This is a genomic window from Caulobacter sp. DMC95, from assembly GCF_056313785.1.
This window is the reverse complement of sequence record NZ_JBQUZP010000008.1, coordinates 104,583-125,296: the sequence shown is the minus strand read 5'-3', so window position 1 is coordinate 125,296 and position 20,714 is coordinate 104,583. Positions and strand designations below refer to the sequence as shown.

23 protein-coding genes are annotated in these 20,714 nt (G+C 66.3%); 11 read left to right on the top strand and 12 right to left on the bottom strand.

Annotation, left to right across the window (positions count from 1 at the left end):
• The first annotated feature begins 1 nt into the window (after window position 1).
• Both ACT53N_RS17640 and upp read left to right on the top strand, forming a co-directional pair.
• Window positions 2-2,176 carry a xanthine dehydrogenase family protein molybdopterin-binding subunit gene (locus ACT53N_RS17640; protein WP_476065094.1) on the top strand — a complete coding sequence of 725 codons (2,175 nt, stop codon included), beginning with the start codon at window positions 2-4 and terminating at the stop codon, window positions 2,174-2,176.
• A 52-nt stretch (window positions 2,177-2,228) separates the two neighbouring features.
• Window positions 2,229-2,858, top strand: a complete 630-nt coding sequence (gene upp, locus ACT53N_RS17635; RefSeq protein ID WP_476065093.1) for a uracil phosphoribosyltransferase — start codon at window positions 2,229-2,231, stop codon at window positions 2,856-2,858.
• A 6-nt stretch (window positions 2,859-2,864) separates the two neighbouring features.
• On the opposite strand, the gene ACT53N_RS17630 is transcribed toward upp, so the two are convergent.
• From ACT53N_RS17630 to ACT53N_RS17605, 6 genes are all read right to left on the bottom strand, one after another.
• Window positions 2,865-3,764: a 5'-methylthioadenosine/S-adenosylhomocysteine nucleosidase gene (locus ACT53N_RS17630; RefSeq protein ID WP_476065092.1), complete on the bottom strand. Its 900-nt coding sequence runs from the start codon at window positions 3,762-3,764 to the stop codon at window positions 2,865-2,867.
• An 81-nt stretch (window positions 3,765-3,845) separates the two neighbouring features.
• Window positions 3,846-5,123, bottom strand: a complete 1,278-nt coding sequence (locus ACT53N_RS17625; RefSeq protein WP_476065091.1) for a metal-dependent hydrolase family protein — start codon at window positions 5,121-5,123, stop codon at window positions 3,846-3,848.
• A 43-nt stretch (window positions 5,124-5,166) separates the two neighbouring features.
• On the bottom strand, window positions 5,167-5,604 hold the full coding sequence (locus ACT53N_RS17620) for an acetyltransferase (RefSeq protein WP_476065090.1): 438 nt from the start codon (window positions 5,602-5,604) through the stop codon (window positions 5,167-5,169).
• A 120-nt stretch (window positions 5,605-5,724) separates the two neighbouring features.
• Complete coding sequence (locus ACT53N_RS17615; RefSeq protein WP_476065089.1) at window positions 5,725-7,221, bottom strand: phosphomannomutase/phosphoglucomutase; 1,497 nt, start codon at window positions 7,219-7,221, stop codon at window positions 5,725-5,727.
• Between the two features lie 99 nt (window positions 7,222-7,320).
• Window positions 7,321-8,277: a KpsF/GutQ family sugar-phosphate isomerase gene (locus ACT53N_RS17610; RefSeq protein WP_476065088.1), complete on the bottom strand. Its 957-nt coding sequence runs from the start codon at window positions 8,275-8,277 to the stop codon at window positions 7,321-7,323.
• Complete coding sequence (locus ACT53N_RS17605) at window positions 8,274-8,489, bottom strand: hypothetical protein (protein WP_476065142.1); 216 nt, start codon at window positions 8,487-8,489, stop codon at window positions 8,274-8,276. The genes ACT53N_RS17610 and ACT53N_RS17605 overlap by 4 nt, the downstream gene beginning before the upstream one ends.
• A 151-nt stretch (window positions 8,490-8,640) precedes the next feature.
• Here ACT53N_RS17605 and gpmA point away from each other — a divergent pair, with 151 nt between their 5' ends.
• From gpmA to ACT53N_RS17590, 3 genes are all read left to right on the top strand, one after another.
• Complete coding sequence (gpmA, locus tag ACT53N_RS17600) at window positions 8,641-9,354, top strand: 2,3-diphosphoglycerate-dependent phosphoglycerate mutase (protein WP_310212392.1); 714 nt, start codon at window positions 8,641-8,643, stop codon at window positions 9,352-9,354.
• A 92-nt stretch (window positions 9,355-9,446) separates the two neighbouring features.
• Window positions 9,447-10,706 (top strand): pentapeptide repeat-containing protein, encoded by a 1,260-nt coding sequence (locus ACT53N_RS17595; RefSeq protein WP_476065087.1) that lies wholly within the window; start codon window positions 9,447-9,449, stop codon window positions 10,704-10,706.
• Window positions 10,707-10,807: 101 nt separating this feature from the next.
• On the top strand, window positions 10,808-12,073 hold the full coding sequence (locus ACT53N_RS17590; RefSeq protein ID WP_476065086.1) for a pentapeptide repeat-containing protein: 1,266 nt from the start codon (window positions 10,808-10,810) through the stop codon (window positions 12,071-12,073).
• A 75-nt stretch (window positions 12,074-12,148) separates the two neighbouring features.
• Here ACT53N_RS17590 and ACT53N_RS17585 read toward each other — a convergent pair whose 3' ends face one another.
• On the bottom strand, window positions 12,149-12,607 hold the full coding sequence (locus ACT53N_RS17585) for an Hsp20 family protein (protein WP_476065085.1): 459 nt from the start codon (window positions 12,605-12,607) through the stop codon (window positions 12,149-12,151).
• Between the two features lie 231 nt (window positions 12,608-12,838).
• Here ACT53N_RS17585 and ACT53N_RS17580 point away from each other — a divergent pair, with 231 nt between their 5' ends.
• The 5 genes from ACT53N_RS17580 to ACT53N_RS17560 all read left to right on the top strand — a co-directional run bounded on the left by ACT53N_RS17580 (window position 12,839) and on the right by ACT53N_RS17560 (window position 16,659).
• Window positions 12,839-13,681: a class I SAM-dependent methyltransferase gene (locus ACT53N_RS17580; RefSeq protein ID WP_476065084.1), complete on the top strand. Its 843-nt coding sequence runs from the start codon at window positions 12,839-12,841 to the stop codon at window positions 13,679-13,681.
• Window positions 13,682-13,725: 44 nt separating this feature from the next.
• Window positions 13,726-14,622, top strand: a complete 897-nt coding sequence (locus tag ACT53N_RS17575; protein ID WP_476065083.1) for a class I SAM-dependent methyltransferase — start codon at window positions 13,726-13,728, stop codon at window positions 14,620-14,622.
• A 35-nt stretch (window positions 14,623-14,657) separates the two neighbouring features.
• The gene (locus ACT53N_RS17570; protein WP_476065082.1) at window positions 14,658-15,281 is read left to right on the top strand and encodes a hypothetical protein; all 624 of its coding nucleotides are present in this window, start codon (window positions 14,658-14,660) and stop codon (window positions 15,279-15,281) included.
• Between the two features lie 85 nt (window positions 15,282-15,366).
• Entirely contained in the window at window positions 15,367-15,675 is a 309-nt protein-coding gene (locus ACT53N_RS17565; RefSeq protein ID WP_010920115.1) for an SCP2 sterol-binding domain-containing protein, read from the top strand.
• Between the two features lie 3 nt (window positions 15,676-15,678).
• On the top strand, window positions 15,679-16,659 hold the full coding sequence (locus ACT53N_RS17560; RefSeq protein WP_476065081.1) for an alpha/beta fold hydrolase: 981 nt from the start codon (window positions 15,679-15,681) through the stop codon (window positions 16,657-16,659).
• Here ACT53N_RS17560 and hisN read toward each other — a convergent pair.
• Window positions 16,634-17,470: a histidinol-phosphatase gene (gene hisN, locus ACT53N_RS17555; protein WP_476065080.1), complete on the bottom strand. Its 837-nt coding sequence runs from the start codon at window positions 17,468-17,470 to the stop codon at window positions 16,634-16,636. The genes ACT53N_RS17560 and hisN overlap by 26 nt on opposite strands.
• A 62-nt stretch (window positions 17,471-17,532) precedes the next feature.
• Window positions 17,533-17,928 (bottom strand): helix-turn-helix domain-containing protein, encoded by a 396-nt coding sequence (locus tag ACT53N_RS17550; protein ID WP_010920112.1) that lies wholly within the window; start codon window positions 17,926-17,928, stop codon window positions 17,533-17,535.
• Window positions 17,929-18,045: 117 nt separating this feature from the next.
• Between ACT53N_RS17550 and ACT53N_RS17545 the strand changes: the two genes are divergently transcribed.
• Window positions 18,046-18,990 carry a lysophospholipid acyltransferase family protein gene (locus ACT53N_RS17545; protein ID WP_476065079.1) on the top strand — a complete coding sequence of 315 codons (945 nt, stop codon included), beginning with the start codon at window positions 18,046-18,048 and terminating at the stop codon, window positions 18,988-18,990.
• Here ACT53N_RS17545 and ACT53N_RS17540 read toward each other — a convergent pair.
• The 3 genes from ACT53N_RS17540 to ACT53N_RS17530 form a co-directional block, all read right to left on the bottom strand.
• Window positions 18,987-19,505: a response regulator gene (locus tag ACT53N_RS17540; RefSeq protein WP_476065078.1), complete on the bottom strand. Its 519-nt coding sequence runs from the start codon at window positions 19,503-19,505 to the stop codon at window positions 18,987-18,989. The genes ACT53N_RS17545 and ACT53N_RS17540 overlap by 4 nt on opposite strands.
• Before the next feature lie 135 nt (window positions 19,506-19,640).
• Entirely contained in the window at window positions 19,641-20,492 is an 852-nt protein-coding gene (locus ACT53N_RS17535) for a M23 family metallopeptidase (RefSeq protein WP_476065077.1), read from the bottom strand.
• Window positions 20,477-20,692, bottom strand: a complete 216-nt coding sequence (locus ACT53N_RS17530; RefSeq protein ID WP_476065076.1) for a DUF2093 domain-containing protein — start codon at window positions 20,690-20,692, stop codon at window positions 20,477-20,479. The genes ACT53N_RS17535 and ACT53N_RS17530 overlap by 16 nt, the downstream gene beginning before the upstream one ends.
• Window positions 20,693-20,714: the final 22 nt, after the last annotated feature.

Genomic DNA, 20,714 nt, shown 5'->3' with positions numbered 1-20,714 from the left:
CATGGACGGCGAGATCCTTCGCGACCCGACCCGTCGCTTTGTCCTGCAGTCCGGGGCGGCCCTAGGCGGCGGCCTGCTACTGAGCTTCACCATGGCGTCGGAAGGCCAGGCCGCGGGCGACACCAAGGTCAACGCCTATGTGCGTATCGCGCCCGACGGCAAGGTGACGATCGCCTCCAAGGTTCCCGAGGTGGGGCAGGGCATCAAGACCGCGCTGCCGATGCTGATCGCCGAGGAGCTGGACGTCGACTGGTCGGCGGTAACCGTCGAGCAGGCCATCGCCGACACCAAGATCTATGGTCGCCAAGTGGCCGGCGGCAGCATGGCCACGACGCTGGAGTATGACGGCCTGCGCCGCGTCGGCGCCACGGTCCGCGCCCTGCTTATCGCCGCCGCCGCCGCCCGCTGGAACGTCCCGGCCGACAGCCTCACGACAGAGCCGGGCGTCGTGGTCCATGCCGCCAGCAAGCGCCGCGCGTCCTACGGGGAACTGGCGCAGACCGCCGCCGCGCTGACGCCGCCTGACCCCAAGTCTCTGACGCTTAAGGACCCCAAGGCCTTCCGGATTATCGGCAAGAGCCACAAGAGCCAGAACCTCGACGCGATCGTGACGGGGCAGCCGACCTACGGGATCGATGTCCGCCTGCCGGGCATGCTGTTCGCCACCTTCGCCAAGGCGCCGGTCTATGGGGCCAAGGTCGCGTCGGTCGACCTGGCGCCGGCCAAGGCGGTGAAGGGCGTCCGCGACGCCTTCGTCATCGAGGGCGGGACCAATCTGCAGGGCCTTCTGCCCGGTGTCGCGGTTGTGGCCGACAGCTGGTGGGCGGCGCGAAAGGGCCGCGAGGCGCTGCAGATCCAGTGGGCCGAGCATCCGACGACCAGCCAGAGCACCGCCAGCTTCGCCGCCAAGGCGGCAGAGTTATCGGCCGCGCCGCCGCATCGCAACCTGCACAATGACGGCGATGTCGAGGCGGCGCTGAAAAGCGCGGCCAAGACCGTCAGCGCGGCCTACAGCTATCCCTTCATCGCCCACGCGGCGCTGGAGCCGCAGAACTGCACGGCGCACGTCAAGGACGGCAAGGTCGAGATCTGGGCCCCGACCCAGAACCCCGAGTCCGGCCGCGCCCTGGTCGCGCGGGCGCTGAATGTCGATCCGTCGGCGATCACCATCCATCTGATCCGTGGCGGCGGCGGCTTTGGTCGGCGTCTGATGAACGACTACATGGTCGAGGCGGCCGCCATCGCCGCCAAGGTCAATGCGCCGGTCCAGCTGATCTGGACCCGCGAGGACGACATCCAGCACGACTTCTATCGCCCGGGCGGTTGGCACAGCCTGACCGCTGGCCTCGACGCCAAGGGCGGCCTGACCGCCTGGAAGAACCACTTCGTCACCTTTGGCGAAGGCGAGAGCTTCAACACCGCCGCCGCGATGAACTCGACCCAGTTCCCGTGCCGGGCCGTGGCGAACTATCGTCACGACGTGTCGGTGATGCCGCTGGGCTTCCCAACCGGCTTCCTGCGGGCGCCGGGCAACAACGCCTTTGGCTTCGTGATCCAGAGCTTCACCGACGAGCTGGCGCTGGCGGCGGGCAAGGACCCTGTCGCCTTCCGTCGCGAGCTTCTGGGCGAACCGCGCCTGCTGGGTGAGCCGGGCAAGGGCGACAGCTTCCACACTGGCCGCATGCGCGGCGTGCTGGATCTCGCAGCCGAGATGTCAGGCTGGGGGCGCAAGGTTCCCAAGGGCACGGGCCTGGGCGTGGCCTGCCACTACAGCCACCTGGGCTATGTGGCGGTGGTCATGCAGGTGACGGTAAAGGACGGCGCGGTGAAGATCGACAAGGTCTGGGCCGCCGCCGACGTCGGCCGCCAGATCGTCAATCCGAACGGCGCCGAACAGCAGGTTCAGGGCTCGATCCTCGACGCCATCAGCAGCACCCTCTACCAGGGCATGACGTTCGAGAACGGCGCGGCGGTGAACAGCAATTTCGGGGATTTCCCGCTGCTGCGTATGGCCGACGCCCCGCCGGTCGAGGTGCGCTTCAAGCTGTCGGACAACAATCCGACGGGACTCGGCGAGCCGGCCTATCCGCCGGCGCCGGCGGCCCTGTGCAACGCCATCTTCGCGGCGACCGGAAAGCGGATCCGGTCCTTGCCGATCGGCGACCAACTGGCCTGATTTACGGCTGGCTGCTAGGAGCGTGGCGACACGCTCCTAGCAAGGCCCTCCCATGTCCAACGTCACTGTCGTCAGCCATCCGCTCGTTCAGCACAAGCTGACCAAGATGCGGGACAAGGCGACCTCGACGAAGACCTTCCGCGCCCTGATGCGCGAGACGGCGACCCTGATCTGCTACGAAGTCACGCGCGACCTGCCGATGGACGAGGTCCAGATCGAGACTCCGGTCGCGCCGACCACGGCCTATGAGATCGCCGGCAAGAAGCTGGTCTTCGCGCCGATCCTACGTGCGGGCCTGGGCATGTGCGAGGGGATGCTGGACCTGGTGCCCTCGGCCCGGGTGGCGCACATCGGCCTCTATCGCGATCACGAGACGCTCGAGGCGGTCGAATACTACTTCAAGGCGCCGGAGGACATCTCCGGCCGGCTGGTCATCGTGGTCGATCCGATGCTGGCCACCGGCCACTCGGCCATCGCGGCGATTTCGCGCCTGAAGCACTACGGCGTCACCAACCTTCGCTTCGTCTGCCTTTTGGCCGCCCAGGCGGGCGTCGACGCCCTGCGCGAGGCGCACCCTGACGTGCCGATCTGGACGGCGGCGATTGACGCCCAGCTGAACGAGCACGGCTACATCGTGCCGGGGCTCGGCGACGCGGGCGACCGGACGTTCGGGACGCGCTAGAACCGCCTAGGGTAGCGCCTTCACGAACGCCTTCACCACGGTCGCGGAATTGTCTGAGGCCAGGGCCATGAAGGTGTGCATCTCGTTGCCTCCCGTGCCGCCGCCGGCCAGATCCGACAGACTGCGGAAGGCGATGAACGGGGTCTTGTTGACCAGGGCCACATGCGCGACGGCGGCGCTTTCCATGTCGACCACACGGGCTTCGAAGGTGGCGCGCAGATATTTGCGATAGGCGGCGTTGTCGAGGAACACCGGGGCTGAGACACCGTTGCCGCCCACAACGACCTTGGGCGGGTGCACCAGGCACTTGTCGGCCGCGCACCGTTGCAGGGCTACTTGCGCGGCGACCTTGCGGGCGGTGTCCAGCAGGGCGGCGTCCGCCGGGAACCAGACGCGGGCCGGCGCGCCCAGGGCGTCGCCGGGCATGTGGATGCCGCGCGGGAAGATCATGCCGTAGTTGGCCAGGGTCTTCGTGCGGATGCTGGGCGAGACCTCGAAGCCCTTGTCGGTCTCGCGCGCGAAGGCGCTTTCAAGGTTCTGGGCCCATTGGTCGGCGACCACGACGTCGCCGATATCCAGGCCCTCATCAACGCCGCCGGCGATGCCGGAGAAGACGATCCGCGTGATGTTGAAGCGATCCAGCGCCATCTGGGTGGTCATGGCCGCGTTGACCATCGACACGCCGCTCAGGAACACCACCACCGGCTTGCCCTCGAGTTGGCCGGTCATGAACCGCACGCCGTTGATCTCATAGGCCTTCTGCTCGGCGGTCGCGGCGTTCAGCGCGCCAATCTCGGGCGGGAAGGCCGAGATGACCGCCACGCGCGGCGTCTCGTCCAGCTTCTGCGCCAGGGCGGGCGAGGCGATAAGGCAAAGACAGGCCAGGACGAGGGCGGGCAGGCGCATAGTGACTCCTTCAGGCGGCGAGGCCCTGATTAGCGGGCGGCGCGGCTGGTCCCAAGAGCAACAAGGCGTTCGCTTCGACGATCAGGGCCGAACGACGATTTTTCCGGCCTTCATCACCAGAACGACATCGCGCGTCGCCTCGATCGCCTGGCTCGGGTCGCCCTTCACCGCGACGAGGTCGGCCAGGTAACCAGATTTGATCTGGCCCAGATCGTTGGCCCGGCCCAGGACCTTGGCGTCGACCGCCGTGGCCGTGAGCAGCGCCTGGGCGGGCGTGAGGCCGTAGCGGACCATCCACACCAGCTCCCGCGCATTGTCGCCGTGCTTGAAGACACCGACATCGCTGCCCATGCCGATAGTCACGCCGGCCTTGACCGCGAGACGGAACGCCCGCTCGGCCGCCTGCATCGCCGGGGTCGGCGCTGTCTTTCCCGCGACATAGCCGCCGAAATAGGTCGAGGTGCTCTCGACGGCTGTCAGGGTGGGGAAGAACACCACGCCCTTTTCGGCCATCAGCTTGAAGGTGGCCTCCGAGCCGCCATAGCCATGTTCGATCGTATCGACACCGGCCAGGATCGCGCGGCGCATGCCCTCGTCGCTCGAAGCATGGGCCGAGACCGGGCGGCCGCTCGAGTGCGCCGTTTCGACCAGGGCCTTCAGCTCATCGACGCTGAACGTCGGCTGCGTCGAACCATCGGGCCCGACGCGATAGTCGGCATAGACCTTGATCCAGTCCGCGCCCGCGCCGGCCTGCTCGCGCACCGCCTTGACCACCTCGAGCACGCCGCTGGCCTCTTCGGCGCCCTGGGGGATTTCCGCCTCGGGGTTGTAGTTCTTGCGCGCCGGGCCATAGGCCCCGGTCGCCACGATCGCCTTGGTGGTCACGAACAGCCGGGGACCCGGGATAAGGCCGTCGTTGATGGCCTTCTTCAACGGAACGTCCGCCGTGCCCGCGCCTTCGGTGCCGAGATCCCGCAGGGTCGTGAAGCCGGCCTCCAGCGTCGCCTTGGCCTGCACCGCCGCCCGGAGGGTTCGGTAGGTCGGCGTTTCCTTCAGAACCTGATCGTCCCATGAGGTCTCGTTGTAGGGATGCAGGAACAGGTGGCTGTGGAGATCCATCAATCCTGGGATCAAGGTCGCGCCCGGCAGGTCGACAACTTCGGCGTCGGACGCGTCCATCTGCGCGGCCGGGCCTACGGCGGCGATCTTTCCGTCCTTGACCAGCACGGCCCAGCCCTCGCGCGGCGGCCCGGCGTTTTCCGCGGTCCATACCTTGGCGGGCTTCAGGAGGATCGACGGCCCTGCGGACGCGAGCCCGGGGCTGAACAGGAGGGCGAGGGCGGTGAGAAGACGGCGCATCGGAGACTCTGGTCTGGGACGCCGCAGCTAAGCCGAGTTCGCGTCAAACGCCAAAGCGAAGATGGATCAGCGGATAGGCCCGTCCCTGTCCGTCCGTGGCCGACCAGCCCGTCCGTTCAAAGCCCATGTGTTCGTAGAAGCCTAGCGCCTGGAGGTTCTGTTCGTTGACGTCGGTCGTCAGGATGGGATGCACCGCCAGGGCGTACTCGATCAGCATGCGGCCGACGCCAGCGTCGCGATGCTCCGGGTCGATGAACAGCGCCTCCATATGCGCGCCGTCGATCAGCATGAAGCCGACGGGGCGGTCGCGGCGATCCACGGCCACTGTCAGCGGGGCGTAGGGCAGGAAAGCCTCGACCTCCCGGCCGATCGCGACGCGGTCCTCGGGCGCCAGGAAGTCGTGCGTCGCGTCCACGGCGGCGGCCCAGATTGCGACCACCCGTGAACCATCGTCTGGGCGAGAAGGGCGGAGCTTGATCATGGTCCCTGTCTGGGTCCGAAAACCTCGCCCTTCGAAAAGCTCAGGGTGAGGTTTTCTACTGCGGCGCCGAGCATGGACCTCACCCCGAGCTTATCGAAGGGCGAGGACGGCGTCGGGCGCTCAGATTTCCTGATTGTACTTGCCGACGCGGTCACCCAGGCGCGGCTTGACCTCCTGGCGGAAGAGGGCGCGCATGTCGTCTTCCGACTGGGTGCTCTCGACGACCACGACGACCTCGGGCTTGTTCGACGAGGCGCGGACCAGCACCCACGAGCCGTCATCCAGGTGGACGCGCACACCATTGACGGTGATCACCTCGGTGATCTTGCGGCCCAGGATCGAACCGCCGGCGGCGAAGAGATCCTCGTATTCCTTCACCACGTCGGCCACGACGCCGTACTTCACCTCGTCGCCGCAGTGCGGGCTCATGGTCAGGGAGGTGAAGGCCACGGGCAGGGCCTTGCGCATGTCCGAAAGCTTCACGCCGGGATTGCGGTCCAGCATGGCCAGGATGGCCGCCGCGGCGGTCAGGCCGCAGTCGTAGCCGTAGCCCAGGTCGCCGTTCATGAAGAAGTGGCCGCTCTTTTCGAAGCCGGCCAGGGCGCCCAGCTCGGCGCTCTTGCGCTTGATGTAGCTGTGGCCGGTCTTCCAGTAGACCACCTCGCAGCCGTGCGCCTTCAGGATCGGATCGGTGGCGTAGAGGCCTGTGGACTTCACATCCACGACGAAGGTCGCGCCGGGGTTCAGCGGGGCCAGATCCCGCGCCAGCATCAGGCCGATCTTGTCGGCGAAGATCTCCTCGCCCTCGTCATCGACCACGCCGCAGCGATCGCCATCGCCGTCGAAGCCGAAGGCCAGGTCCGCGCCGGTTTCGCGGACGGCATGGGCCATCGCGTGCAGCATCTCGGCGTCTTCGGGGTTGGGATTGTACTTGGGGAAGGTGAAGTCGAGGTCGGTGTCCATAGGGACCACCTCGGCGACGCCCATCTTCTGCAGCGCCTCGACCACGAAGGCGCCAGCCGTGCCGTTGCCGCAGGCGGCGATCACCTTCAGGGGGCGCGTGACGCTGGCGCGCTTGGCGACGTCGTCGATATAGCGCTGGGCCTGCCCCTGCACGCGGATCAGCTTGCCGCCGTCACGCTCGACGAACTGGGCGTTCAGCACGATGTCCTTCAGGCGGCTCATCTCGTCGGGACCGAAGGTCAGCGGCTTCTGAGCGCCCATCTTCACGCCGGTCCAGCCGTTCTCGTTGTGGCTGGCCGTGACCATGGCCACGCAGGGAATGTCGAGGTCGAACTGGGCGAAATAGGCCGTCGGCGACAGGGCGAGGCCGATGTCATGCACTTCGCAGCCGGCGCTGATCAGGCCCAGGATCAGGGCGTTCTTGATCGAGGACGAATACGAGCGGAAGTCGTGGCCGACGACGATTTTCGACTGGCCCAGCTCGTGGATGTAGGTCCCCAGACCCAGGCCCAGCGCCTGCACGCCCAGAAGATTGATCTCCGGTCCAAACAGCCAGCGCGCATCGTACTCGCGAAAGCCGGTCGGCTTGACCAGGGCTTCGTTTTCATAGGCTGCCGTATTCGGAACCAGATCGGCGCGCGGCGCGGAGAACATCGAGGGCTCGTTTCAGTTAAGGTCGTGTGGCTTTAGACGCGCGAAGAACGCACGGCTAGCGCGTTTGCATGACAAGGTTTTACAAAGTTTCGATGTGACCTAGATCACACCGGCGCGAAGCAGGTCGTGCACATGCAGAATGCCGACCGGACGCTCGCCTTCGACGACAAACAGCACGGTGATCCGTCGCTCGTTCATCACCTTCAGGGCTTCGGCCGCAAGGGCCCCGGGGCTGATCGTCAGGGGCGCATGGGTCATGACCTCGCCCGCCCTATGGCCAAGCAAGCCGTCCATATGTCGACGCAGATCGCCGTCCGTGATCATGCCCGCAAGGCGGCCCGCGCTATCCACGACACCGACCGCGCCAAAGCGCTTTTCACTCATGACCAGGAGCGCGTCGGGCATGGCGGCGTCCGAAGCGATCAGGGGCAGTTCATCGTCGCCATGCATCAGGTCGCCGACGGTGCGCAGCATCGCGCCCAGCTTGCCGCCGGGGTGGAACACCCGAAAGTCTCTTGCGGTGAAGCCACGGCGCTCCAGCAGAGCCACGGCGATCGCGTCGCCCAGGGCGATCTGCAGGGTCGTCGAGGTCGTCGGCGCATTGACCTCAGCCGTCGCCTCGGGCGCATCGGGCAGCAACAAAACGATGTCGCCCGCTTGACCCAGCGGACTGTCGGCGTCAGCGGTCATGGCGATCAGCGGGATCGCGAAACGCTTGGCGTAGGCCAGGGTGTCGGCCAGCTCGCGGCCAGCGCCCGACTTCGACAGGGCCAGCACGACGTCGTCGGGACCGATCATGCCCAGGTCACCGTGCGAGGCTTCTGCGGGGTGGACGAACATCGCCTGAGTGCCGGTCGAAGCGAGGGTGGCGGCGATCTTGCGCGCCACGTGCCCTGACTTGCCCATGCCCGTGCAGACTACACGCCCCTTGGCGTGGAAGATCGTCTCTACCGACCGGGCGAACGCATCGCCGAGCGACTCGGATAGGGCGCGCAGGGCGTCCGCCTCGACGGCCAGGACGCGCCGGCCAACCTGAACAGCGTCGAAGGCGCTCATCGCGATAGCTGGTCCACGGCCTCGACGGCCTTCTTTGCGGCCTCGTCCCGACGGCGAGCCGAGTCCTTTTCCTTCTGGATCTTGGCCTTCATCTCCGGCGTCTGTTGAACCGGCGTATGGCCAAAGGGGCCCCAGGAACGGTCGCCCTGGCCTTGGGGCCACACGAGGGACAGGGTGATCAGCGCAGCGGCGATCAGCCCCATCAGAGGCATGAAGATGCGATCAGGCATGGCCAGCCTATAGCATGAGCTGCGGCGCGGGGGAGGGGTGACGGATCGCTTCCCCGCGTGCTTCCGCGCTTGACGCTGGCGCGGGCTGGCCTTAGCCCGCGCTGACATTCCCCTGATCTCCGAAGGAAGCCCGATGCCGACGCTCGTCCTGCTCCGCCATGGCCAAAGCCAGTGGAACCTGGAAAACCGCTTCACCGGCTGGGTCGATGTGGACCTGACCGCCGAGGGCGAAGCCCAGGCCAAGAAGGGCGGCGAGCTGATCGCCGCAGCCGGCATCGAGATCGACCGCCTGTTCACCTCGGTGCAGACCCGCGCCATTCGCACGGGGAACCTGGCGCTGGACGCGGCCAAGCAGAGCTTCGTGCCGGTGACCAAGGATTGGCGCTTGAACGAGCGCCACTACGGCGGCCTTACGGGCCTCAACAAGGCTGAGACCGCCGAGAAGCACGGGGTCGAGCAGGTGACGATCTGGCGTCGCTCCTACGACATTCCGCCGCCGGAGCTCGCCCCGGGTGGTGAGTACGATTTCAGCAAGGACCGCCGCTACAAGGGCGCGAGCCTGCCGTCGACCGAAAGCCTGGCCACCACTCTGGTTCGTGTCCTGCCTTATTGGGAGAGCGACATCGCCCCCCACCTGAAGGCTGGCGAGACCCTGCTGATCGCCGCGCACGGAAACTCGCTGCGCGCGATCGTCAAGCACCTGTTCAACGTGCCGGACGACCAGATCGTGGGTGTAGAGATCCCGACCGGCAATCCGCTGGTGATCGAGCTCGATGCGGCCCTGAAGCCGACGGGCGCGCGCTACCTGGACGAAAGTCGCGCCGAAGCGCTTCCCAAGGTTGGTTAAAAGCCCTCAGGCTTAAGCGGAAGGTGTTGGAAACACGGCGTTAATTTTGCTCTGCGCAAGGTGTTCCGTTAACTCGGGACACCCAGCGAGCCATGAGCGGCGCCGCCAGCACACCACAAGAATACAAGCGTCTGACGCAGTACGAGGTGGACGTCATCTGCGCCAAGCACGACCGCCTGTGGTCGGCGCGGATGGGCGGCGCACGCGCCGTGTTCGCCTTCTGCGACCTGTCGGGCCTGTCCGTGCCCGGGCGCAATCTCTGCGACGCTGACTTCACCGGCGCTGTCCTGGTCGGCTGCGACCTTAGAAAGGCCAAGCTCGACAACGCCAACTTCTACGGCGCGGACCTGCAAGGGGCCGACCTGACCGACGCCTCGTTGCGGCGGGCGGACCTGCGGGGCTCCAGTCTGCGCGGAGCCAATCTGACCGGCGCCGATATGTTCGAAGCTGACCTTCGGGAGGGCACGATCGCGGCCGCCGACCGCAAGGAAGGCTACCGCGTCATCGAGCCGACCCAGCGCGAGGCCTTCGCTTCCGGGGCGAACCTGTCAGGCGCCAATCTCGAGCGCTCGCGGCTTTCCGGCATTGTCGCCACCAAGGCCGACTTCAGCGATGCGATCCTGAAGGACGCCAAGCTGGTCCGCGCCAACCTCAAACAGGCCAACTTCAACGGCGCCAACCTGGCCGGAGCCGATCTCTCGGGCGCCAATCTCGCTGGCGCGGATCTGCGCAACGCTGTTCTGGTCGGCGCCAAGACCCTGTCTTGGAACGTCAACGACACCAACATGGACGGCGCCCTGACCGACAAGCCGTCGGGCACCAGCGTTTCGGATCTGCCTTATGAGCAGATGATCGCCGATCATGCGCGATGGATCGAGACCGGCGGGGCCGAGGGCAAGCCCTCGGTGTTCGACAACGCGGATCTGCGCAACCTGCGCTCGGTCCGCGGCTTCAACCTCACGGCGCTGTCAGCCAAGAGCGCGGTCTTCTACGGCCTCGACATGGAGGGCGTGCAGATGCAGGGCGCGCAGCTGGATGGCGCGGACCTGCGCGGTTGCAACCTGCGTCGCGCCGACCTGCGCGGCGCCCGGTTGAAGGGCGCGAAGCTGACAGGCGCGGACCTGCGTGACGCCCAGTTGGGCCCGCTGCTGATCGCGGCGGATCGGCTTTTGCCCGTCGACCTCACAGGTGCGATCCTGACCAACGCCGACCTCGCGCGCGCCGACCTCAGGCAGGCTCGTATGGCGGGTTCCGACGTCTCGCGCGCAAACTTCACCAGCGCCCAGCTGCGGGACGTGGACCTGACCGGGGCCATCCGTCTGGCGGCGCGCGGCCTGGATGATGTCATCTGAGAAATATTTTGCGACAATCCGACGCAGCCTTAACGCTTCGCTCGTCAGTCGCCGTTAGAGTTCGCGTAACCAAGAGAAAAACTCATACGGGGAATTTCGTTATGAACGCCGCGCAGAGCGTGGCTGGGCGTCGTCGCCTAAGCCAAGCCGAGCTCGACATGATCGTAACGGCGCACGAGAAATTCGTTACCGGCAAGCAGGGCGGTAAGCGGGCTTCGCTTCGTTTCGTTCAGCTGTCGGGCCTTGATCTGTCGTTTCGGAATCTCGTCGATGCGGATCTTTCCGCTTCGGCGCTCGACGGCTGCCGCATGGTTCGCACCAAGCTGGATCGGGCGAGCCTGTTCGGCTGCGATCTGCGGAAGACCGACATGCGTCAGGCCTCGTTGGTCCGCGCCGATCTGCGCGGCGCGTGCCTGCGCGGCGCCAACCTCGCTCAGGCCGACCTGACCCAGGCCGACTTCCGGGAAGGCCAGATCGCCATTCCCCATCCCCGTAAAGGCCTTGAGACCTTGCGTCACGAGACGCGCCAAGGCGAGGTCGACGAAGTCAACTTCTCCGGCGCCACGCTGGACGGCTCACAGTTCGAGGGCGTGTCGGCCTTCAAGGCCGACTTCAGCGACTGCTCCTTGAAGGGCGCTAAGCTTTCGGGGGCGAACCTCAAGGAAGCGAACCTGTCGGGCGCGATCCTGGACGGCGCCGACGTGAAGGGGGCCAACCTTGAGGGGGCCAACCTCTCGGGCGCGGTCATGGCTGGGGTCGACACGTCAACCGCGCGGGTCGCCGGGGCTCATATGAACGGGACCCTCCAGGCCGCGAGCCGCGAGGCTTTGGCGCGCGTCGATGAATTGCTGCGCCGCTGCGCGGGCAATCAAAGCTGGTGTCAAACCGGCGGCAAAGAGGGTTCGCCCGCCCGCCTAGACGGCGAAGACCTGCGCCCGCTGGGCGACAAGCTCAAGGGGCTTCGGCTGACGGCGATGAGCGCCAAGGGGGCCTGCATGGTGGGCCTGGATCTCTCGGGCGCTCAGCTACAGGGCGCAAATCTTCAGAACGCCGATCTTCGCGCGGCCAATCTGCGCGGCGCTGATCTGCGGGGAGCCAAGCTCGCCGGGGCCAATCTGACCAAAGCCGACCTGCGGCAGGCTCATCTGTCACCGCTGCCGCTGGGCCCGGATCGTCGGACCGCGGCGAGCCTGCAGGCCGCGCGCCTGCGGTATGCTATGCTGCAAACGGCCGATCTCAGTGAGGCGGTCCTCGACGGCGCGGACGTTCGCGGGGCCGACTTCACTGGAGCCAGGGTGGTCAAGGCCAGCTTCCGCGATGTCGATCTTAGCCAGGTCCAGGGTTTGGATCTGTCGATGCCGGACTGATCCCATGAAAAAGGCGGCGCCTTTCGACGCCGCCCAAGTTCAGAGGGGATTGGGAGACAGAAACAGGGCCGCGCGTTAAGCGGCCTTTTCGCCTTCGATCAGGGTCGAGGCGGGAGCCGTCTTGATCTCCACCGTGCGGGGCTTCAGGGCTTCGGGCAGTTCGCGCTTCAGCGCGATCGACAGCAGGCCGTTCGACAGATCGGCGTCGACCACCACCAGGTAGTCGGTCAGCTGGAACTTGCGCTCGAAGTTACGCTCGGCCAGGCCGCGATGCAGGTACTGCTTGGCCTCGTCATTGGCGGCCTTACGGCCGGTGACGGTCAGCAGGTTTTCCTTCACCTCGACGTTCAGCTCGTCCGGCTTGAAGCCCGCCACCGCGATCTCGATGCGGTACTCGTTCTCGCCGGTGCGTTCGATGTTGTAGGGGGGATAGCCCGAGGCCGCTTCGTTGCGCGCGGCGGCGTCCAGCTGGTCGGCGAGGCGGTCAAAGCCGACGAGCGAGCGGTACAGGGGCGAAAGGTCGATCGTACGCATAGGGTCAGATCCTTCTTATCAAGCAAGGTCTATAGGTTTCGTCCCTTCGGCGACCCGAGATCGGCGTCGCCAGCGGTCCGGAAGGCCCGGTCATCCAGCGCCTTCGTTGAACTAGTTGGTGAGCGGATTTTTCAGTTCAAGGGGGCTCCAACTCGTCGAACGTGAATCGTTTGACGCGCCGACAAGCACGGTTAAGGTCGCCGCTCAAATTTGACCGAAGGACACTTCCCCATGCCGCTTCGTCGCCAAGTTCTGCTCCTGGCCGCCGCCTTCACCCTGTCCGCGCCCGCCGCTTTCGCCGCGACCGACGCCGCCTTGAAGGCCGCGATCGCCTCGCCGACCCGTCCCGCCGCCGACGTGGCCCGCGACGGCGCTCGCCACCCCTATGAGAGCCTGATCTTCTGGGGACTGAAGCCTAAGCAGACCGTGATCGAGGTCTCGCCCGGCGGCGGCTACTGGACCGAAATCCTGGTGCCTTACGCCAAGGCCACGGGCGGCACGTATGTGGCCGGGGTCGCAGACCTGGCTAATCCGAAGATCTCGGAGGGCGCGCGCAAGGGACGGGCCGATTTCGAGGCGCGTTTTTCCGACGCGTCCAAGTACGGCAAGCCGCAGTTCGCCAACTTCGGCCCGGTGTCGGGCCCGCTCGGCGCGCCGGGTTCGGCCGACATCGTGCTGACGGCCCGCAACGTCCATAACTGGACCGTACAGCCGGGCGTCGCCGACAAGGTGTTCGCCGACTTCTTCGCCGTGCTGAAGCCCGGCGGCGTGCTGGCCGTCGAAGAGCATCGCGCCGATCCCCGTTCTGAAAAGGCCGCTGGCGCTGACGGCTACCTGAACACCGCCACGGTGATCGCCATCGCGGAGAAGGCGGGCTTCAAGCTGGACGCCCAGTCGGAAATCAACGCCAACCCGAAGGACACCAAGGACCACCCGTTCGGCGTCTGGACCCTGCCGCCAGTAAAGCGCACGGCGCCGGGCGGCCAGCCCGCCGATCCCAACTTTGACCGCAGCAAGTACGACGCGATCGGTGAAAGCGACCGCATGACCCTGCGCTTCCGCAAGCCGGCCTGACTTTCGCCAAGGTCCGCCGGCAAGCTGACCCGCGCAGTGGGGAAATGATGGTTCCAGTTCAATTCTGGTCGCGGCGAAGCTTGCTGGCCGGCGCGGGGGCTCTGACCCTGGCGTCGTGCGGAAAAAAGGACGACCCGGCGAAGGCGGAGGTCAAGGCCGCCACCAAGGCTGGGCCGAACACGATCGAGGCGGCGGTGGCGGGCGGCTGGCGCCTGCCGGCTGACCGCGCTCGCGACGTTTGGCGCCATCCGGTCGAGAGCCTGAAGTTCTGGGAGCTCAAGCCGGGGCAGACCGTCGTCGAGTTCTGGCCCGGCGCGGGCTGGTACACCGACATCCTGGCGCCGTTCTTGGCCGATACGCGCGGCAAGCTCTACGAAGCCATGCTCGAGACCACCGGACCCGCCGATCCTGCGGCGGCCGGGATTGTCGAGGGCTTCCAGCGCAAGCTGGCGGAAAAGAAAAAGGTCTATGGCGAGGTCGCCTTCACGGCCTTTGGCCCCACCAGCGGGCCTGTCGCGCCAGACGGCAGCGCCGACCTGGTGCTGTTCCTTCGCAACCTGCATAACTGGATGGCCGGCGGCATCGCCGAGAAGGCGTTCAAGGACGCCTTGGCGGCGCTCAAGCCCGGCGGGATCCTCGGCATCGAAGAGCATCGCGGGCAACCCGGGCGGGTGCAGGACGTCCTGGCTGAGGACGGCTACGTCCAGCAGGACTACGTGATCCAGATGGCCAAGGAAGCCGGCTTCATCCTGATCGGGACTAGCGAAATCAACGCCAATCCCAAGGACACCAAGGACCACCCCTTCGGCGTCTGGACGCTGCCGCCGACGCGCCTCTCGGCGCCGCGCGGCGAACCGGCCGAGCCGGGTTTTGATCATTCCAAGTACGACGCGATCGGGGAGAGCGACCGCATGACCTTGAAATTCGCGAAGCCGAAATGAGCTTACGTCACCCTCCCGTTGCTATCGTCGCCGCCATGACCGTTGTCGCGGCCGCCTCCCAAGCCCAAGCGCAGGAAGCCAAGATCATTCCTGCAGCTAAGCTGTTTCCTTATCTTGAGATGTTTCTGAAGGTGCCGCCTAACGAGCGCCGCAAGGTCAAGCTCATCTATCGTCTTCGCGGCGATGGGGCGGGCGGCGTCCAAGCCACGCTCGTCGAGCCTAGCGGCGCGAGAACGCCCCTGCCGATCGACGATGGTGGGTTGATCACCCGCGTTCCGACCCTTGCTCAGTTGCAGGCTAAGTCTTCGGTCGAGTTGAGGGCGCCCAAGGGCTCCAAGTTCAGCTTGGGCATGAGCTACATGCCAGTTCTGCGTTCAGCCACCGATTACGATGCTTCAGAACTCGTCGGCGTTGTCGAGGAGGGTAACAGGGTCATGGGCAAAGCGGCCGGTGTACTGGCCATGGCGGCGCCCAAGATGACGGGCATCGAGTTCCCGAAGTCTGAGTCCGGCGTGGCCATCTTTGGAGACGGCCGCACCCAGCCTTTACCGCTTTCGGACGGCATGCCTGTTTTCCGTCCTGATCAACTCAAGGGCGCGGTGAAGGTTCGCCTTGCGAAGGCGCCTTCGGCCCCCGACTTCAACAGCAAGAAGAAATGATTTTAGTCGTCTGAACGGTGTTTACTTACCCGCGTCAGCCGGTCTAGCTATTCGCCAACTCACAAGCGCAGAGGGAGATCGCGCCATGGCCACCATCCAGGAACTCACCGACAAGATCAAAACCGCCGTCGGCGACGACAGCGGCCTGGGCAAGTCCCTGAAGTTCGACCTGAAGGACGCCGGTGTCATCCACATCGACGGCGGTTCGGTCACCAATGAAGACAAGCCCGCCGACCTGACCATGACCCTGGCGCTGGACGACCTGGTCGCCATGGGCGAGGGCAAGCTGGACCCGACGATGGCCGTCATGACCGGCAAGCTGAAGCTGTCGGACATGGGCGTGGCCATGGGCCTGCAGCCCAAGATGGGCGCGCTGTTCGCCAAGCTCCGCTAAGCCATGGCGGGACCGGCGCCTCTGTTCTCGATTCCCGAGGCTCCGGTTCCCGACAGCGGCAAGGCCGAATGGTTCCGCGGCGCGGATGGGGTGACCCTCCGCGCCGCGACGTTTTTCCCGGATGGGCCCGCGCGCGGGACGGTGGTGCTGAGCCCCGGACGCAGCGAGCCGCTGGAGAAGTATTTCGAGGTCGTCCAGGACCTCCTGGCGCGCGGCTTCGCCGTGCTGCTACACGATTGGCGAGGGCAGGGGCTGTCGGCCCGCGCCTTGCCGGACCGCCTGAAGGGCCACGCCCGAGGCTTCAGGACATTCGTCTACGATCACAAGGCGCTGCTCGACACGTTCGAGGCGCGGATGCCAAAGCCCTGGATAGCGGTCAGCCACTCGATGGGCGGGTGCCTGACGATGTTGGCCTTGGCCCACGGTGAGACACGTTTCGCCGCCGCCGTGCTGTCCGCGCCGATGCTGGGGCTGAACACCGCCGGCGTGCCGCCATGGCTCGCGCGGCCCCTGGCCTTCGTCATGTCGCGGATCGGGCTGGCGGGCGAGTATGTGCAAACGCCATACGATCCGCTGACCCAGACCTTCCAGGGCGACGGCCTGACCCACGATGAGACGCGCTACGATCGCTATCAGGCGCAACTGCGCGCCCATCCCGAGATCGCGCTTGGCGGCATGACCTGGGGTTGGGCCGATTTCGCCATCTCGGCTTGCGCCTGGCTGCGGGGGACCCGGGCGGTCGAGAAGATCGCCATCCCGGTGGTCATCCTGGGCGCTGAGCTAGACAACCGGGTTTTGAACGGCGACTCCCAATCCATCGCGGCCCGCATTCCCAAAGGCCGCTATATCGAGGTCCCGGGCGCGTTCCACGAGATCCTGGTCGAGACCGACGCGCGCCGCGCGCTGTTCTGGCAGGCGTTCAACGAGACCGTCGATCCGCTGACGCCGCGCGAGCCGCTTATTTCGCCGAACGTCTCAGACTGACCAGCGCCTCGTCCAACGGGCGGCGGTCGCCAGAGATCACCATCTGGCCGCCGTTGGGGCCGACAGCCTCGCCGCGCCAGTTGGTGACCAGGCCGCCGGCGCCTTCGACCACGGGGATGGCGGCCTCGATGTCCCAGGATTTCAGGCCGGCCTCGATGACCATATCCATCTTGCCCATGGCGACCATGGCGTAGGCGTAGGCGTCGCAGCCCAGGCGCGCCAACTTGGCGGCGGCGCGGACCTGCAGCCAGGCGCCGCGCTCGGCGCCGTCGAAACAGGCGTCGGGATCTGTGGTGGCGATGACGGCGTCATTGATGTTGGCGCACTCGCGAACGCGGATCGCGCGCTCTTGGCCGCCAGCGACAAGACGCGACCCGCCGGCGTGGCCGACAAAGACCTCGTCGATGAACGGCTGGCCGATCGAACCCAGCACGGGACGACCCTGGTGGCGCAGCCCGATCAGGGTGGTCCAAAGCGGCAGGCCGGCGATGAACGCGCGCGTGCCGTCGATCGGATCGAGCACCCAGACGAACTCGGCGTCGGGGCGATCCTCACCGTACTCCTCACCGATCACGCCATGGTCGGGGAAGCGCTCGGCGATCAACGCGCGGATAGCGGCCTCAGCCCCGCGATCGGCTTCGGTGACCGGATCGAAGGCGGCGTGGGTGTCGCGCGGCAGGTTCTTGCCCGCCCCCTTGTCCTCAAGGCCGTGGTCGGCCCGGAACAGCGGCAGGATGACCTCGGCGGAAGCCCGATTGAGGTCGAGAATGAAGGCGTCAAGCGCCGCGAGCCGGTCAGCGGAGAGCGTCATGGGCGGGGATGTAACCTCCCCGCCGCAGGTACGCTACCAGTGACTGTCCGCGTTCGCCGACTTTAAGCGTCGGCGTGTTCGGCGCCGCCATTCAGCGACTTGGCCAGATCCAGCAGGCGACGGCGCGGACGCTCGCCCAGCAGGTAGTAGGCCCGGATCAGGTCGAGGGTTTCCTTGCGGGCGAACATCTCGCCGCCCTCGGCCGACTCGCTGGTCGTCTCGCGACGGGTGTCCGACAGGCCGTCGTAGAAGTAGCCGACCGGAACCTCGAGCGCTTCGGACAGCTGCCACAGCCGCGCGGCCGAGATGCGGTTGGCGCCGCACTCATACTTTTGGATCTGCTGAAAGCGCACGCCGACCGTGCCAGCCAGTTGCTGCTGGGTGAGACCCAGCAGACGACGGCGGCGACGCAGGCGCTTGCCCAGGTGAACGTCGATGTCGTTGCCCATGGAAGCCATGCCCCCTTGTTTCTCCCGACCCGTCCCGAAACGGAACGGTCTGGCTTCACAGCCGCAAGTCGCGTGCCGGGCGAGACTCCGTTGCGCGAGACGTGCGCGGGAGCCTACTAAGGGCCCATGTCTGAAAAGCGTCAGCCTTGGGTTCAGGACCTGTTGTGGCGGTTGGAAGCCCTGGGCTTCGACCTGTTTATCGGCGCGGTGCGCCTGATGGGCGTGGACCGGGCCTCGGATTTCGGCGGCTGGCTGGGCCGCACCTTTGGGCCGATGAGCGGGGCGCACAAGGTCGCGACCCGTAACCTGAAGCTGGCCTTTCCGGAAAAGGACGCCGCCTGGCACGAACAGATCCTGCGCGAGCAGTGGGATGGCCTTGGCCGCTCGTTCGCCGAATTCCCGCTTATGGACAAGATCCTGCCGTCCACCGGCCGGGTCGAGGTGGTGAATAAGGAGCGTCTCCTTGAGATCGCCGAGAACAGGATCCCGGTAGTGTTCGTTTCGGGACACCTGTCGAACTGGGAAGTGATGCCGGCGGCTATCGTCGACAGCGGCGTGGTCTGCGAGATGACCTATCGCGCGGCCAACAACCCCTATGTCGACAAGCGGATCAAGGAGAGCCGCTTCCGCTATGGCGTGCGGCTGTTCGCGCCCAAGGGCGGTGACGGCGCGCGTGAACTGCTCGAAGGCATGAAGCAGGGCAAGTCAGTGGCCCTGATGAACGATCAGAAGTTCAACAGCGGCGTGGCCGCGCCGTTTTTTGGCCACCTCGCGCACACCGCGCCGGGGCCGACGCGCTTGGCGATCCGCTTTGGCACGGTGCTGCAGCCGATGTCGGTTCAGCGTCTGAAGGGCGCGCGCTTCCGGGCGGTGGTCCACGATCCGATCGTTCCGCCGAAGACGGGCGATCGGACGGCGGACATCGAGGCCGGCGTGCGGATGATCAACGCCTTCATGGAAGACCGTATTCGGGAGCGCCCGGCCGAGTGGTTCTGGGTTCACCGGCGCTGGCCCAATGAGGCCTATGCGGCCCTTGCGGAGCGCGAGCGCGCAGACATCGCCGCTGACTAGATTTCGATCGCTTCGGTGGTCGAGTCCTTCTCGCCATTGCGGCGGAAGGGACCGTGATACTGCGGGTCGACCCGACGTCGGCGGCATGGGCCGAAGTAGTCCGGCGACCGGATGAATGGCCGTTGGTGAAAGATCACGGTGTTGATGCGGTCCAGAAGCGACCGCGCTGTCACGGGCTTCACGACGATCTCCGTCACGCCCGCATCTCGGGCCTCGAAAACCCGGTGACGCTCGGCGAAGCCGGTCAGCATAATAATCGGCAGGTACGGGTCGACGCTGTCGGGTGAGTTGCGCACCAGCTGGGTGAACATCACCCCGTCCAACGGGCTCATCTTGAAGTCGACGATGGCGATATCGGTCTGCCAGTCGCGCAGGATTTGCAGAGCCTCAGCGCCGTCCATCGCCTCGCGAATATGCCGAACACCCACGCCCTTGAGGATTGTGGAAACGATGGCGCGGATGTGCTGGTTGTCGTCCACCAACAAAAAGCGCAGCTTTTCAAGCGCCGCAGACATGCGGGAGCCGTCTCCTCAAGGATCTCGCGGGGAGACCAAGACCGATGATCGCCCCCCGGCGACCTCATGTCTCGATATCGGCGGCATAGCTAACGAATGATTGAAACTCGCGCTAGGGGCGAATTGGGCTGGGTGTCAGCCGGCAAGTGGAGCCGGGCCGACCAGCAGGGACGGGTCCATGTTCCGGCCACGCCACTTCATGCGCCAGCATAGGTGGGGACCCGTCGCCCGACCTTCCTTGCCAGTCTGCGCGACCAGTTCGCTCTTCCTCACGTAAGTGCCGGGCGAGACGAGGATTTTTGACAGGTGGAGATAGGCTGTGACCAGGCCTTGGCCGTGATCCAGGAGCAGTAGGCCGCCCTCGAAGTGCAATCCGGTCTCGGCGAAAGCGACGATTGCGGACGCCGGCGCGCGCACTGGCGTGCCGACGGGCGTCGCCAGATCGACCCCAAAATGGGGACGCTTGGGTTCGCCGTTGAGAATGCGCTGGCCTCCGAAACGCGCGGAGCGGCGCGCGCCCACAACCGGAAGTATGAACCCCTCGCGGAAGCCTTCGATGTCGGCCTGACTGGCGAAGCCGGCCAGCTTGCGCGCGTTCTCGGCGGCCAAGCGCTCCAGCAACACCGGATCGGTCGGCGTCACCTGCTCGGGCGGCAGGCCGTCGATCCGCTGGATATCGAAGTCGCCGGGAGCGACGGCGCGCTGGTCTATCGCGGAGCCGTCCGCCGTGGTCACGGTCAGGACCGAACTCGCGGGCGCGTCACGGTCAAAGCCGATGACGAACCATCCGTCAGCCGAAGCCGTGGTCAGCACCTGGCCATCGAGATCGATCGTGGCGCGGGGCGACGTGCGGCCCACGGCGTAGCCGCCTTGGACGAACTTTCCCGAGAGGGACAGGCCCGGCGCGGCGGCCTGCGCCAAGGCGGGCAGGCCCATCGTCAGGGGAAGCGCGGCTAGAACCGCGCGGCGGCTCAGGCCCCTTGCCAACGCTTCAGGGCCTCGGCGGGACCAGCATAGGCTTCCTGGTGCTCGGGGCTCCAGTAGCGCAGAGCCTCCAGGGGGATCTGCTTGTTGCTCACGGCGCAAAGCACGAAGCGGCCGGGGCTGAGGACGGCGTACTCGCCGTCGCCATAGTGCAGGACGGCGATGCCGTCGGACTTGCCGAGATCACGATCGAAAGCGTTCATGAGGCCATTCTACGCCAAGCCG

Excerpts from the sequence above, each read along its gene's own strand:
- ACT53N_RS17640 (WP_476065094.1), top strand. The coding sequence starts at position 2 with ATGGACGGCGAGATCCTTCGCGACCCGACCCGTCGCTTTGTCCTGCAG.
- upp (WP_476065093.1), top strand. The coding sequence starts at position 2,229 with ATGTCCAACGTCACTGTCGTCAGCCATCCGCTCGTTCAGCACAAGCTG.
- ACT53N_RS17630 (WP_476065092.1), bottom strand. The coding sequence starts at position 3,764 with ATGCGCCTGCCCGCCCTCGTCCTGGCCTGTCTTTGCCTTATCGCCTCG.
- ACT53N_RS17625 (WP_476065091.1), bottom strand. The coding sequence starts at position 5,123 with ATGCGCCGTCTTCTCACCGCCCTCGCCCTCCTGTTCAGCCCCGGGCTC.
- ACT53N_RS17620 (WP_476065090.1), bottom strand. The coding sequence starts at position 5,604 with ATGATCAAGCTCCGCCCTTCTCGCCCAGACGATGGTTCACGGGTGGTC.
- ACT53N_RS17615 (WP_476065089.1), bottom strand. The coding sequence starts at position 7,221 with ATGTTCTCCGCGCCGCGCGCCGATCTGGTTCCGAATACGGCAGCCTAT.
- ACT53N_RS17610 (WP_476065088.1), bottom strand. The coding sequence starts at position 8,277 with ATGAGCGCCTTCGACGCTGTTCAGGTTGGCCGGCGCGTCCTGGCCGTC.
- ACT53N_RS17605 (WP_476065142.1), bottom strand. The coding sequence starts at position 8,489 with ATGCCTCTGATGGGGCTGATCGCCGCTGCGCTGATCACCCTGTCCCTC.
- gpmA (WP_310212392.1), top strand. The coding sequence starts at position 8,641 with ATGCCGACGCTCGTCCTGCTCCGCCATGGCCAAAGCCAGTGGAACCTG.
- ACT53N_RS17595 (WP_476065087.1), top strand. The coding sequence starts at position 9,447 with ATGAGCGGCGCCGCCAGCACACCACAAGAATACAAGCGTCTGACGCAG.
- ACT53N_RS17590 (WP_476065086.1), top strand. The coding sequence starts at position 10,808 with ATGAACGCCGCGCAGAGCGTGGCTGGGCGTCGTCGCCTAAGCCAAGCC.
- ACT53N_RS17585 (WP_476065085.1), bottom strand. The coding sequence starts at position 12,607 with ATGCGTACGATCGACCTTTCGCCCCTGTACCGCTCGCTCGTCGGCTTT.
- ACT53N_RS17580 (WP_476065084.1), top strand. The coding sequence starts at position 12,839 with ATGCCGCTTCGTCGCCAAGTTCTGCTCCTGGCCGCCGCCTTCACCCTG.
- ACT53N_RS17575 (WP_476065083.1), top strand. The coding sequence starts at position 13,726 with ATGATGGTTCCAGTTCAATTCTGGTCGCGGCGAAGCTTGCTGGCCGGC.
- ACT53N_RS17570 (WP_476065082.1), top strand. The coding sequence starts at position 14,658 with ATGACCGTTGTCGCGGCCGCCTCCCAAGCCCAAGCGCAGGAAGCCAAG.
- ACT53N_RS17565 (WP_010920115.1), top strand. The coding sequence starts at position 15,367 with ATGGCCACCATCCAGGAACTCACCGACAAGATCAAAACCGCCGTCGGC.
- ACT53N_RS17560 (WP_476065081.1), top strand. The coding sequence starts at position 15,679 with ATGGCGGGACCGGCGCCTCTGTTCTCGATTCCCGAGGCTCCGGTTCCC.
- hisN (WP_476065080.1), bottom strand. The coding sequence starts at position 17,470 with ATGACGCTCTCCGCTGACCGGCTCGCGGCGCTTGACGCCTTCATTCTC.
- ACT53N_RS17550 (WP_010920112.1), bottom strand. The coding sequence starts at position 17,928 with ATGGCTTCCATGGGCAACGACATCGACGTTCACCTGGGCAAGCGCCTG.
- ACT53N_RS17545 (WP_476065079.1), top strand. The coding sequence starts at position 18,046 with ATGTCTGAAAAGCGTCAGCCTTGGGTTCAGGACCTGTTGTGGCGGTTG.
- ACT53N_RS17540 (WP_476065078.1), bottom strand. The coding sequence starts at position 19,505 with ATGTCTGCGGCGCTTGAAAAGCTGCGCTTTTTGTTGGTGGACGACAAC.
- ACT53N_RS17530 (WP_476065076.1), bottom strand. The coding sequence starts at position 20,692 with ATGAACGCTTTCGATCGTGATCTCGGCAAGTCCGACGGCATCGCCGTC.